Consider the following 11,778-nt stretch of genomic DNA (forward strand, 5'->3'; position numbering starts at 1 on the left):
CGCCAGCTTGACCCGCCCGATTTCGATCGCCATGTTCCGCCAAAACAACCGGCCGGCACGAGACAAGACCTTGGAAACAATCGCCACCCGCCTCGCCATCCTCCCTTTCCCGGAAATCGACCCCGTCATCTTCACGATCGGGCCGCTTGCCATCCACTGGTACGGCCTCGCCTATGTCGCGGGCATACTCCTCGGCTGGCTCTATGCGCGCCGCATCATCCAGAACACTTCGCTCTGGCGCAACGATACCCCGGCCTTCAATCTGACGCAGCTCGACGATTTTCTGCTCTGGGCCGCTGCCGGCATCGTGCTTGGCGGACGGATCGGCTACATCCTCTTCTACGACCTGGGCTCTGTCCTGCAGAATCCGATTCGCGCCATCGAAATCTGGAACGGCGGCATGTCGTTCCATGGCGGGCTTCTCGGTACAACGCTCGCAATCATCGTCTTCGCTCGGCGAAACGGCATCGCGGTCTGGAGCCTGTTCGACGTCGTCGCCACCGTGGTGCCGATCGGCCTCTTCTTCGGCCGCATCGCCAACTTCATCAATGGCGAGCTCTGGGGACGCCTGTCCTCGATGCCCTGGGCAATGGCCTTTCCGACTGGCGGTCCCTTCGCCCGCCATCCGAGCCAACTCTACGAGGCCGCGCTCGAAGGCGTTCTGCTCCTTCTGGTGCTTGGCTACTTCGTCTATCGCCGCAAGGCGTTGAAGATACCCGGCCTGATCTGCGGCATATTCGTCTGCGGCTACGCCGCAAGCCGCATTTTTGTCGAATTCTTCCGCGAACCGGACGCTCAGATCGGCTATCTGGCCGGCGGCTGGCTGACCATGGGCATGGTGCTTTCACTGCCGATGGCGCTCGTAGGCATATGGGCGATTGCGCGCGCACGCCGGGCGGCGGCAGCCACCGCATAACTGGACGGGTGCATGACGAATCCTCTCGCCGACAAGATCAAGGCGCTCATCAAGGCCAACGGGCCGATCAGCGTCACCGACTATTTTTCCCTCTGCCTCGCCGACCCGCAGCACGGCTACTATCGCACGCGCGAGCCCTTCGGCCGGGCCGGCGATTTCACCACCGCGCCGGAAATCAGCCAGCTTTTCGGCGAGATGATCGGCATCTTCCTGGTGCATGCGTGGCAGCAGCACGGTTGCCCCGAGCCCGCGATCATCGCCGAGATCGGCCCCGGCCGAGGCACGATGATGTCCGATATGCTGCGCGTCATCCGTCGCCTTGCGCCAGATCTTTACCAGTCTGGAAGCGTGCATCTCGTCGAGACAAGCGAGCGCCTGCAGAAGGTGCAGGCCGAAGCGCTCGCGGACCACAAAGACAAGGTTCATTGGCACGCGAGCTTCGAAACCTTGCCCGCAGGCTTTCTCCTGCTCGCGGCAAACGAGCTTTTCGACGCTATCCCCATCCGGCAATTCGTGCGGACAACGCAGGGATTCCGCGAGCGCATGGTAGGCCTCGACGCGGGTGGCGAATTGACCTTTGCAGCGGGGGTCGCCGGCATTGATCCGTCGTTTCTACCGTCGCCGGCGCAATCGGTGAGCGAAGGCACGATTTTCGAGATCGCCCCCGCGCGCGATGCCGTCATGGCCGCACTCTGCGAGCGCCTCCGCGCCGGCGGTGGCACGGCGATCATCATCGACTACGGACATCTGGCGACCGGTTATGGGGACACGCTGCAGGCGGTCCGCGAACATCGCTACGATCCTCCGCTCGCCAATCCTGGCCGGGCGGATCTCACGAGCCATGTCGATTTCGAGCAGCTTGCCCATCGCGCCAAAATGGAGGGAGTGCAGGTCAACGGTCTTGCCCACCAGGGGGATTTCCTCGTCGGCCTCGGCCTGCTCGAGCGCGCCGCGGCACTCGGCAGCGGCAAGGACACGCTGATGCAGGAAGGTATTCGCTCCGCCGTCGAACGGCTCGCGGGCTCAGGCTCCGGCAAGATGGGCGAGCTGTTCAAGGTGCTGGCAGTCAGCAGTCCCGAAGTCAGGCTGGCACCCTTCCAGAAAAAGGCGCAGTGACGATCCGCTTTCTGCGGCGCCCTGCTTTTTCAGACGCCCGAAGCTCGCCGTAGCACGTTGAATTGCTGCATGTTTCATCCGAATATCGGTTTCGATGTAAGGGAATATGGAGCAAGCCGGTAGCGGTTCGGCGATTGACAGTATCGGCATGCCGGGTCAACATCGCGCCGGCAAATCAGCCGCAAGTCACCGGGCCGCGACGCGCCCTCAATTCCAATGAAACCTTAAAATAACAAGGGCGAGAACACCGATGCAGGACGACGCCTCGCTTTCCCCGGTTCAGAGTCCGCTCTTCAGCGCCAAGGCGGGACCGGCGATCGCACATGGCTATTTCACGCGCAAGGGCGGCGTTTCCGAAGGTATCTATCGCGGCCTCAATGTCGGCCTCGGCTCGAATGACGACCGCGAGCGCGTCGGCGAGAACCGGGCCCGGGTCGCGCGCTGGTTTGATGCCGAACCGCGGCGCCTTGCAACCGTCCACCAGATCCACTCGCCGGACGTCGTCGTCGTCGACGACAGCTATGATGGCGCGCGTCCCGACGCCGACGCGCTGGTGACCGCGACCCCCGGCATCGTGCTCGGCGTTCTTTCGGCCGATTGCGGGCCTGTCCTCTTCAGCGATCCGCAAGCCGGCGTGATCGGGGCGGCCCATGCCGGCTGGAAAGGCGCCCTCGGCGGCATTCTTGAAAGCACCATCGAGGAGATGATTTCGCTCGGCGCGCGCCGTGAGCGGATCATCGCCTGCCTCGGTCCGTCGATCAGCCGGACACATTATGAGGTGGGAGCCGAATTCATCGAGCGGTTCCTTACCGCCGACAAGGATAACGCATCTTTCTTCAGCCCTTCCGGACGGAACGGTCATGCCATGTTCGACCTGCCGGGGCTGACCATCCGACGACTGGCGGAAGCCGGCGTGACGGCGGAAAACCTCGACATCTGCACCTATGCGGACGAGGACCGTTTCTTTTCCTATCGGCGCACGACGCACAGACAGGAGCCAGACTACGGCCGGCAGATGTCGGCGATCTGCATACGGGAGGTTTGAGATGGCGCTTCACTTTGCGGCAGAGGAATATGCGGCCCGCCTTGCGCGGCTTACGGCGAGGATGCAGGAAGAGAAGCTCGACGCCCTGCTGCTCTTTGCCCAGGAGAGCATGTATTGGCTGACGGGATACGACACCTTCGGCTATTGCTTCTTCCAGACGCTGGTCGTCAAGAAGGACGGCTCGATGGTGCTGCTCACCCGCTCGGCCGACCTGCGCCAGGCCCGCCATACCTCGAACATCGAACGCATCGAGATCTGGGTCGACCGGGTCAACGCCGATCCGGCCATGGACCTCAAGAATCTCCTCAGCGAACTCGATCTTCTCGGCTGCCGCATCGGCGTCGAATACGACACCCATGGCATGACCGGCCGGACAGCCCGGCTTCTCGACCATCAACTCGCCAACTTCGGCGAAATGATCGATGCCTCGTTGCTTGTAAGCCGCCTTCGCCTGATCAAGAGCCCGGCGGAAATCACCTATGTCGAAAAGGCCGCGAGCCTCGCGGACGACGCGCTTGAGGCGGCCCTGCCGCTGATCCGCCCCGGCGGCAGCGAGGCCGATATTCTCGCGGCCATGCAGGGCGCGATCTTTGCCGGCGGCGGTGATTATCCGGCCAACGAGTTCATCATCGGCTCGGGCGCCGACGCCCTGCTCTGTCGCTACAAATCGGGCCGGCGCACACTCGACGCCAACGACCAGCTGACCCTCGAATGGGCGGGCGTCAGCGCCCATTACCATGCGGCGATGATGCGCACAGTTGTGATCGGCGAGCCGAGCAACCGCCACCGCGAGCTTTACAGCGCCTGCCGCGAGACGATCCAGGCGATCGAAATGGTGCTCCGGCCCGGCAATACTTTTGGCACTGTCTTCGACGTCCACGCCAGGATCATGGACGAACGCGGCCTCGCCCGCCACCGGCTGAACGCTTGCGGATATTCGCTCGGCGCGCGCTTTTCGCCCTCCTGGATGGAGCACCAGATGTTCCATGTCGGCAACCCCCAGGAGATCGAGTCGGACATGTCGCTGTTCGTGCACATGATCATCATGGATTCCGACACCGGCACGGCCATGACCCTCGGCCAGACCTATCTTACGACACCGGATACGCCGCGCGCGCTCTCACGCTACGGACTGGACTTCATTTCTGCGTAAGAAAATCGGCCTATGATCCCCGCCCGAGACGGACGAACGGCGACGGTTTCATAGAACCGCCGCGAGCCGGAACGGGGTGAGGAAGTGCGAAAGCGGTTTTCCGACCCATCCCGCTCCAACTGTAGAGTCGAGACGGACGGTGGGAACGATGCGTAAACCGATCATGCCTATCGCAAGCCTTGGTCTTGCAACAGCGCTTGCAGCCTGCAACAGCACGGATGTGCTCATACCCCAGGTGGACGTGGGCGGAGGGACCTTCCGCTCCCCGCCGGTGACGCAATCCGATCTCGACACCATGTCCACACAAACGGCCATCGTTCCGGTACAAAGCGTGCCGCCAAGCCGCACGGCCGCCTTCTCCGCACAGCCGAACGTCTCCAGCCCGCCGACGCAATATGTCACGGGCGATGCCACCTATACGGATCCTGCCGGCACGCTCGACGCCCAGGCAAACCGCCTCGCCCAAGGCGAAACGCCGATCCAGAACACAATGCCTCAAGCCACCGCGATGCCTGAAGCCGAGGAGGTCCGGCAGCAATCGGCGCCGGCCGAGACTGCCACTGCGACTCCGGAAGAGCCAGAGCAGGCCGCCGTGCCGCCCGCCGCGGCAACATCCGGCTCGGGCGGCATTCGCTTCCTGCCCATTATCGGCGCACCGGTCCAGGCGGTGACCCCGCTTTCGAAGCAGCTCGGCGCCGATGCCCGCGCGCAGGGGCTGGCGATCAAAGGCTCCGGGGACGCGACCAGCGAGCATATCCTCAAGGGCTATTTTTCGGCGCTCAACGACGGCGGAAAAACGACGGTCGTCTATGTCTGGGACATTCTCGATGGCAGCGGCAACCGCCTGCACCGTATCCAGGGACAGGATACCGTCGGGAGCACCGCGGCCGAGCCCTGGAGCGCGATTCCGCCGGAAACCATGCAGGCAATCGCCACCAAAACGATCAGGGCCTATCTTGATTGGCGCCAATCTAAAGCGGGATGAGAAAAAGTGCGCGCGATTTTCCGCCCGCATCCGGCTCCGACTTGCGAGAACCGATCACGATCTATGATCATGGGTTGGTCGACCCATAATCATCGTGATCTTGGCCTGATGACGCAAAGTTTTTAGGATAATGGCCTTTGCGCCGCAGCATTCCCACTTGCATTCGAGTTCAGGGGCGCTAAAAAGCGGCCGATCAGCTCTGAATAGCGGCCGTCCGTAAAGATTGCCCGCGATCGGAATGGCTCACGGATTTCGCGCGGAAAAAGCCGCCCCGGACTGCACCCGGACGGTGGCCGCGCCAGCTCAAGGCGGACCGTCAATGAAGGTTTTCGCAGGCAATTCGAACCGGCTGCTTGCCGAAGCGATCTGCAACTATCTAAATCTGCCCCTCGGCAAAGCCACAGTCAGGCGGTTCGCCGATCAGGAAATCTTCGTCGAAATAGGGGAAAACGTGCGCGGCGAGGATGTGTTCATCGTCCAGTCCACCTCCTTTCCCACCAACGATCACCTGATGGAACTGCTCATCATGATCGACGCGGTGCGCCGCTCTTCCGCCCGCCGCATCACCGCTGTTCTCCCCTATTTCGGCTATGCCCGACAGGACCGAAAGCCCGGTCCCCGCACGCCGATCTCGGCCAAGCTGGTCGCCAACCTCATCACCAGAGCAGGCGCCGACCGCGTTCTCACCCTCGACCTTCACGCTGGCCAGATTCAGGGCTTCTTCGACATCCCGACCGACAATCTTTACGCCGTTCCGATCCTGGCGCGCGACGTCAAGGAGAACTACGACTTGAGGAACGTCATGGTCGTCTCCCCGGACGTCGGCGGCGTCGTGCGTGCGCGCGCACTTGCGAAGCGGCTCGACTGTCTGCTGGCGATCGTCGACAAGCGCCGTGATCGCCCTGGTGAATCGGAAGTCATGAACGTCATCGGCGATGTCGGCGGCAAGGACTGCATCCTGATCGACGACATCGTCGACTCGGGCGGCACGCTCTGCAACGCCGCCGAGGCACTTTTGAAGAATGGCGCCACCAGCGTCACCGCCTACATTACCCACGGCGTTCTCTCCGGCGGTGCGGTTACCCGTGTCGCCTCATCGATGCTGAAGGAACTGGTCATCACCGATTCCATCCAGCCGACCACCGCCGTCCAATCCGCGCACAATATCCGCGTGATCTCGACCGCGGCGCTCATCGGCGAAGCGATCAGCCGCACCAGCCAGGAAGAGTCGGTTTCGAGCCTCTTCGACTGAGATCGCCCAATCCGAACGGGAACCCGTTCAACGCCGGCGTCCCGAGGCGCCGGCGTTCTTGTTTCAGCTTATCGACTTTTCTCCAGCACCTGCACCACCGGCTCGTCGGCAAGATTGTCGATGAACCAGTTCGGATAGACCGCCGCTGGCATAGTGTCGGCATCGCGTGCCGCAACCTCGCCTTCGTTCAACGCAAGCTCGGCGCCGCCAAGATCGTCTTTAAGCTGATGCCGCTTGGGCGCCGAGTGGCATGCAGGGATCCTTCCTTGTGAACGACGTAGACGTCGACCCAATCGGTGCCAGGCGCTTCAGGATCCGGTCCACAGACCAGAGAATGTGGCGGCGAGAGAGTCCAGCCTGCGTCAGCGGCGTGCCGGTTCGATTTGGCAACAAAGATCGGACGCGCGCAGAAATAGTGCCTGTATCCACAACCAAGCCTAAAATCCGCGCGGATTGACAATCCTGAGGCGAGCGCCGCATAGTTCCAGTAATTTCAGAAATTTGTATGTAAGGTGTATATAAAAAATGGGAATTGACTCCGGGAAGCAGCGTGATCGCCTGGCGCTATTGATAGATGCCGATAATATTCGCTCCGATTTTCTGCCACTTATCATTCGCGAAGCGTCGGCCATCGGCACCGTGTTCATCAAACGCGTTTATAGTCATTTTCGCAGTCCTGCGATGGCAGCCTGGCAGCCGCTGGTCCATGAGTTTGCGCTGTCGCCAGTCCATGTCGTACCAGCTGCAAAGAGCAAGAACGCCACCGACTTGAAGCTGGCGATCGAAGCAATGGACATACTGCATCGACGGCAAGTCGACGGCTTCTGCATTGCGTCGAGCGACAGCGATTTCACCTCTCTCGCAGGTCGCATCCGAGAGGATGGCCTGCCCGTTTACGGCTTTGGGGAGAAGAAGGCGCCTGATCCCTATGTGAAAGCTTGCGATAAATTCCTTTATTGCGACCACCTTGTTCAGGAAACATCGGAGCAGAAGCTGAAGCTGCCTGAGGCAGAAATTCTCGCGACGATCAAGGAGGTAGCGCGAGGGGATGGCTGGGCCCACCTCAGCGCAGTCGGGACCGCACTCGGAAAACGGATATCGGGCTTCGATTCCCGAAATTACGGATACAAGAACCTCAATACGTTGATGAAAAGTATTTCGTCTCTGGAGTGTAAATCGAACGGTGAAAGCCCGGCCCGCGTAAGGCGGAAATGACTGGAGGGCCGCGCTATCTGCCCGTTACGGCGCAACCCTCGCCTCCACCGAACAGACGCGAGCGCGTCAGGAAGCGCTTCTCCCGGCCATTGTCGAGCGAGAACATCCCGCCCCTGCCGGGAACGACATCGATGATGAGCTGGGTGTGCTTCCAGACCTCGTACTGGCTGGCGCTGATATAGACCGGCACGCCATCGATCTCACCGAGCCTCACATCATTGTCACCGACGATATAGTCGCCGGCCGGATAGCACATCGGCGACGAGCCGTCGCAGCAGCCGCCCGATTGATGGAACAGGATATCCGGATGATCGCGCCGGATTTCGCGGATGAGGTCGATTGCCGCATCGGTCGCAAGCACGCGCGGCTCCTTTTCTTCATCCGTCATCACAGCCTCCAGCTTCACACCTACAGCGCCGCGCGTCCAATCGGACGCGCAGGGTCGCTGTAGCACTTTGAATTACTGCATGTTTTTGTTTTCAATCGGCAACGATTTAAAGAAACATGCGATAAACCAGCAAGCTCCCGATGAATGATCGGGAGCCCGCCGGGAGGACGCCGGCAAGGCCGGCGCGGGATCAGAAGAAGCCGAGCGCTTTCGGGCTGTAGCTTACCAGCATGTTCTTGGTCTGCTGGTAATGGTCGAGCATCATCTTGTGCGTCTCGCGGCCGATGCCGGACTGCTTGTAGCCGCCAAAGGCGGCATGCGCCGGATAGGCATGGTAGCAATTCGTCCAGACGCGGCCCGCCTGGATGGCGCGGCCAAAGCGGTAGCAACGGTTGGCATCCCGGCTCCACACGCCGGCCCCTAGGCCATAAAGCGTGTCGTTGGCGATCTCCAGCGCCTCTGCCTCGGTCTTGAAGGTGGTCACCGAGACGACGGGTCCGAAGATCTCCTCCTGGAAGATGCGCATCCTGTTGTGTCCGTGGAACACGGTCGGTTTGACGTAGTAGCCCTCGGAAAGTTCGCCTTCGAGCACGTTGCGCCCACCACCGGTCAGCACCTCGGCGCCCTCCTCCTTGCCGATCTCGATATAGGCGAGGATCTTTTCGAGCTGCTCGCTCGACGCCTGTGCGCCGATCATCGTCGCCTGGTCGAGCGGGTTGCCCTGGCGGATCGCCTCGACCCGCTTCAGCGCCCGCTCCATGAAACGGTCATAGACGCTTTCCTGGATCAGCGCGCGGCTCGGGCAGGTGCAGACCTCGCCTTGATTGAGCGCAAACATCGCGAAACCTTCGAGCGCCTTGTCGAAATAGTCGTCGTCTTCGTTCAGCACATCGGCGAAGAAAATGTTCGGCGACTTACCGCCGAGTTCGAGCGTGACAGGAATGAGGTTCTGGCTGGCGTATTGCATGATCAGCCGTCCGGTCGTCGTCTCGCCGGTGAAGGCAATCTTGGCGATGCGGGGGCTGGTGGCGAGCGGCTTGCCGGCTTCAAGGCCGAAGCCGTTGACGATGTTCAGCACGCCCGGCGGAAGGAGATCGCCGACGAGTTCCGCCCAGACAAGGATGGAGGCAGGCGTCTGTTCCGCCGGCTTCAACACCACGCAGTTCCCGGCCGCAAGAGCCGGCGCGAGCTTCCACGCGGCCATCAGGATCGGAAAGTTCCAGGGAATGATCTGGCCGACGACCCCGAGAGGCTCGTGAAAATGATAGGCAACCGTGTCGTGGTCGATCTCGCCGATCGAGCCTTCCTGAGCGCGGATGCAAGCGGCGAAATATCGGAAATGATCGATTGCCAGCGGAATGTCGGCGGCCATCGTCTCGCGGATCGGCTTGCCGTTGTCGAACGTTTCCGCCCGCGCCAGAAGCTCGAGATTCTCCTCCATCCGATCGGCTATCTTCATCAGGATGTTCGAGCGCTCCGTCGTCGAAGTCTGTCCCCACTTTTCCCGTGCCGCATGCGCCGCATCGAGCGCGGCTTCGATATCGGCGGCGTCCGAGCGCGCGATCTGGCAAAGCGTGCCGCCCGTTATTGGGGTCGTGTTGTCGAAATAACGGCCCGCGACCGGCTCCCGCCATTCGCCGCCGATGAAGTTTCCGTATTTCTGCTTGTATGGGTTCTCGATGATCTTCTGATGCAGCATGATTTCCTCCCTTCGAACAGCAGTCCGATTGCTGTGCGAGGAAGGTGCGGCCGAATGCGTATTTTCGATAGCCGGCCGCGGCAGCCGGCAGCGCCATCTGTTTCAGAATTGAGACACCTCCGCCAGCCTCGGCGTGCTGCAGCGCAGCAATGAGGCCTGCCTAGCACCTTCTCCCGCAAGCGCGGGTGAAGGAGGAGTAAAACCTCCCAGTTCCCTCGCCCGACCTGTAGGAGGGACCAGGCGACGCGGCTCAGTTGAGCGAAAGCCGCTTCATCTTGCGGTAAAGCGTGGCGCGGCTGATGCCGAGCAGGTCGGCGGCCATCGAGACATTGCCATTGGCGCGCGAGAGCACACGCCGCAAGGCCGCCCTCTCGGCATCCGGCAGTTCGCCGCCCTCACTGGGCACCTCTTCCTGAAGCAGGTCGGATGCGGGAACGCCCGCGGCAATGCGCGCGTCATCTAGGCCGAGCCGTTGCCGCGCGGCCCGGGTTGCGCCAAGGACGAGGTCGTCACGGTCGACCGCAAGCAGTGCCGGCCCTGCCCGATTGGCGGGCACGAGCACGATCCGGGCCCCGGCAAAGGCCCGCCGGAAAAGGTTCGCCTCGATCCGCGAGGCAGCGTCGCGCACGGCCTGGGAGAGGATCGACAGCGTTACCTCGGACGCATCGTCACGGCAGGTGGAAATATCGATCGCCGCCGCAAGGCGCCCGGCCTCGTCCCGGATCGGCGCGGTGGCGCAACTGAGGCCAATATTGCGGCTCAGGAAATGCTGATCGCGCTGGATGACGACGGCGCGCTCATCGGCGATTGCCGTGCCGATGCCATTCGTGCCGACGCTCGCCTCGCTCCACACGGTTCCCGACCAGAGACCGACATCGCGAAAATCGGCATCGTCGCCGACCGCGCCGCGGCGCTCGAGCGCGACGCCCTTGTCGTCCGTGAGCAGAAGGCAGCACCCGGCCCTGCCGATCACAGCGAACAGCCGGTCGAGTTCTCCGGCCGCCTCCGCAATCAACACGCCGGAACGCTCGCGCGCCTGCCGGAATTCGCTTTCCGCGAGACGCCAGGGCGTACGCGCCTCCTCTGGAGCCAACCCGTGAAGCGTCATGCAACGGCGCCATGATGCTGCGACCGGCGAACTCGCCGCAGCCGACGATTGATGCGCAATCTTGTAGACGTGTTCGGTATGATCCCTGACAGCAGGCATCCGCTCCCTCCCTGAAAGCGTCCTCCGGCGGAGACAGGTTTGCCGGATCTCCGGTCGGCATACCTGCGGCTGGCGCACTATAGGCATCGATTGCGCAGCGGGTCCAGCCAGACGAAGGTCGCGCCATCGAATGCCTTCAGCCGGGCGGTATCGACATGGCCCTACAGCGCCGCGTCCTGTCAGACGCGCAAAGGACGCTGCAGCACTCAGAATTGCTGCATGTTTTTATCCTTGAACCAGCTACGATTTGAGGAAACATGCAGCAGGATATGCTACTTCACTTCGCGCCACGCCCCGCAACACCCGGTTGTCCATTATGCTTCGCGACTTTTCCCTTCAAAGCCTGTTCATGGGCCTGTTGATTGCCTTTGTCGGTTTTGCGAGCTCTTTCGCCGTCATCCTCAACGGACTTGCCGCCGTGGGCGCTACCGAAGCCCAGGCCGCCTCCGGCCTGATGGCGCTGTCGATTTCGATGGGCGTGTGCGCGATCGCCATCAGCATGGTGACGCGGCTGCCGGTCAGCATCGCCTGGTCGACGCCAGGTGCGGCATTGCTAGCGAGTTCGAGCGCCGTCGAGGGCGGCTTCAATGCCGCGGTCGGCGCCTTTCTCGTCTGCGGCGTGCTGATCGTCATTGCCGGGCTTTGGAAACCGCTGGGCAGGATGGTCTCTTCCATTCCTTCGGCCCTGGCGAATGCGATGCTTGCCGGCGTGCTCATCGGGCTGTGCTTCGCGCCGGTCAAGGCGATCGCCTTCAACCCTCTCTTCGGTCTGCCGATCGTTCTCGCCTGGGCGCTAGTCGGC

Annotated in this window: 12 protein-coding genes; 8 read left to right on the plus strand and 4 right to left on the minus strand. The window is 62.2% G+C overall.

The genetic code is table 11. The features are described from left to right. Positions 1 to 31: 31 nt before the first annotated feature. From lgt to QN224_RS17415, 6 genes are all read left to right on the plus strand, one after another. Positions 32 to 916, plus strand: a complete 885-nt coding sequence (lgt, locus tag QN224_RS17390) for a prolipoprotein diacylglyceryl transferase (RefSeq protein ID WP_283977802.1) — start codon at positions 32 to 34, stop codon at positions 914 to 916. A 12-nt stretch (positions 917 to 928) separates the two neighbouring features. After that, a complete protein-coding gene (locus QN224_RS17395; RefSeq protein WP_283977700.1) occupies positions 929 to 2,032 on the plus strand; it encodes a class I SAM-dependent methyltransferase in 1,104 nt (367 codons plus the stop codon). A gap of 250 nt (positions 2,033 to 2,282) precedes the next feature. Beyond that, positions 2,283 to 3,077, plus strand: coding sequence for a peptidoglycan editing factor PgeF (pgeF, locus tag QN224_RS17400; RefSeq protein WP_283977701.1), 795 nt, complete (start codon positions 2,283 to 2,285; stop codon positions 3,075 to 3,077). 1 nt (position 3,078) lies between these two features. Then, on the plus strand, positions 3,079 to 4,230 hold the full coding sequence (locus QN224_RS17405; RefSeq protein WP_283977702.1) for a Xaa-Pro peptidase family protein: 1,152 nt from the start codon (positions 3,079 to 3,081) through the stop codon (positions 4,228 to 4,230). A gap of 148 nt (positions 4,231 to 4,378) precedes the next feature. Continuing rightward, positions 4,379 to 5,215 (plus strand): hypothetical protein, encoded by an 837-nt coding sequence (locus QN224_RS17410; RefSeq protein ID WP_283977703.1) that lies wholly within the window; start codon positions 4,379 to 4,381, stop codon positions 5,213 to 5,215. 319 nt (positions 5,216 to 5,534) lie between these two features. Next, complete coding sequence (locus QN224_RS17415; protein ID WP_283977704.1) at positions 5,535 to 6,467, plus strand: ribose-phosphate pyrophosphokinase; 933 nt, start codon at positions 5,535 to 5,537, stop codon at positions 6,465 to 6,467. 68 nt (positions 6,468 to 6,535) lie between these two features. Here the strand turns inward: QN224_RS17415 and QN224_RS17420 are convergent, their stop codons facing one another. Then, entirely contained in the window at positions 6,536 to 6,658 is a 123-nt protein-coding gene (locus QN224_RS17420) for a hypothetical protein (RefSeq protein WP_269282081.1), read from the minus strand. A gap of 334 nt (positions 6,659 to 6,992) precedes the next feature. Here QN224_RS17420 and QN224_RS17425 point away from each other — a divergent pair, with 334 nt between their 5' ends. Then, positions 6,993 to 7,682 (plus strand): NYN domain-containing protein, encoded by a 690-nt coding sequence (locus tag QN224_RS17425; RefSeq protein ID WP_283977705.1) that lies wholly within the window; start codon positions 6,993 to 6,995, stop codon positions 7,680 to 7,682. A 13-nt stretch (positions 7,683 to 7,695) separates the two neighbouring features. Here the strand turns inward: QN224_RS17425 and QN224_RS17430 are convergent, their stop codons facing one another. From QN224_RS17430 to QN224_RS17440, 3 genes are all read right to left on the minus strand, one after another. Next, positions 7,696 to 8,070 carry a DUF779 domain-containing protein gene (locus QN224_RS17430; RefSeq protein WP_283977706.1) on the minus strand — a complete coding sequence of 125 codons (375 nt, stop codon included), beginning with the start codon at positions 8,068 to 8,070 and terminating at the stop codon, positions 7,696 to 7,698. 190 nt (positions 8,071 to 8,260) lie between these two features. Then, on the minus strand, positions 8,261 to 9,769 hold the full coding sequence (gene adh / locus QN224_RS17435; RefSeq protein ID WP_283977707.1) for an aldehyde dehydrogenase: 1,509 nt from the start codon (positions 9,767 to 9,769) through the stop codon (positions 8,261 to 8,263). 250 nt (positions 9,770 to 10,019) lie between these two features. Next, entirely contained in the window at positions 10,020 to 10,976 is a 957-nt protein-coding gene (locus tag QN224_RS17440; RefSeq protein WP_283977708.1) for a helix-turn-helix domain-containing protein, read from the minus strand. 316 nt (positions 10,977 to 11,292) lie between these two features. Between QN224_RS17440 and QN224_RS17445 the strand changes: the two genes are divergently transcribed. Further along, the coding region (locus tag QN224_RS17445; protein ID WP_283977709.1) for a benzoate/H(+) symporter BenE family transporter at positions 11,293 to 11,778 on the plus strand (486 nt) is incomplete at its 3' end.

This window comes from Sinorhizobium sp. 7-81 (assembly GCF_030124405.1).
Taxonomy (GTDB): Bacteria; Pseudomonadota; Alphaproteobacteria; order Rhizobiales; family Rhizobiaceae; genus Sinorhizobium; species Sinorhizobium psoraleae.

What these genes read in the sequence shown, in the direction of transcription:
- lgt (WP_283977802.1), top strand. Translation starts at nt 32, where the DNA reads ATGTTCCGCCAAAACAACCGGCCGGCACGAGACAAGACCTTGGAAACA.
- QN224_RS17395 (WP_283977700.1), top strand. Translation starts at nt 929, where the DNA reads ATGACGAATCCTCTCGCCGACAAGATCAAGGCGCTCATCAAGGCCAAC.
- pgeF (WP_283977701.1), top strand. Translation starts at nt 2,283, where the DNA reads ATGCAGGACGACGCCTCGCTTTCCCCGGTTCAGAGTCCGCTCTTCAGC.
- QN224_RS17405 (WP_283977702.1), top strand. Translation starts at nt 3,079, where the DNA reads ATGGCGCTTCACTTTGCGGCAGAGGAATATGCGGCCCGCCTTGCGCGG.
- QN224_RS17410 (WP_283977703.1), top strand. Translation starts at nt 4,379, where the DNA reads ATGCGTAAACCGATCATGCCTATCGCAAGCCTTGGTCTTGCAACAGCG.
- QN224_RS17415 (WP_283977704.1), top strand. Translation starts at nt 5,535, where the DNA reads ATGAAGGTTTTCGCAGGCAATTCGAACCGGCTGCTTGCCGAAGCGATC.
- QN224_RS17425 (WP_283977705.1), top strand. Translation starts at nt 6,993, where the DNA reads ATGGGAATTGACTCCGGGAAGCAGCGTGATCGCCTGGCGCTATTGATA.
- QN224_RS17430 (WP_283977706.1), bottom strand. Translation starts at nt 8,070, where the DNA reads ATGACGGATGAAGAAAAGGAGCCGCGCGTGCTTGCGACCGATGCGGCA.
- adh (WP_283977707.1), bottom strand. Translation starts at nt 9,769, where the DNA reads ATGCTGCATCAGAAGATCATCGAGAACCCATACAAGCAGAAATACGGA.
- QN224_RS17440 (WP_283977708.1), bottom strand. Translation starts at nt 10,976, where the DNA reads ATGCCTGCTGTCAGGGATCATACCGAACACGTCTACAAGATTGCGCAT.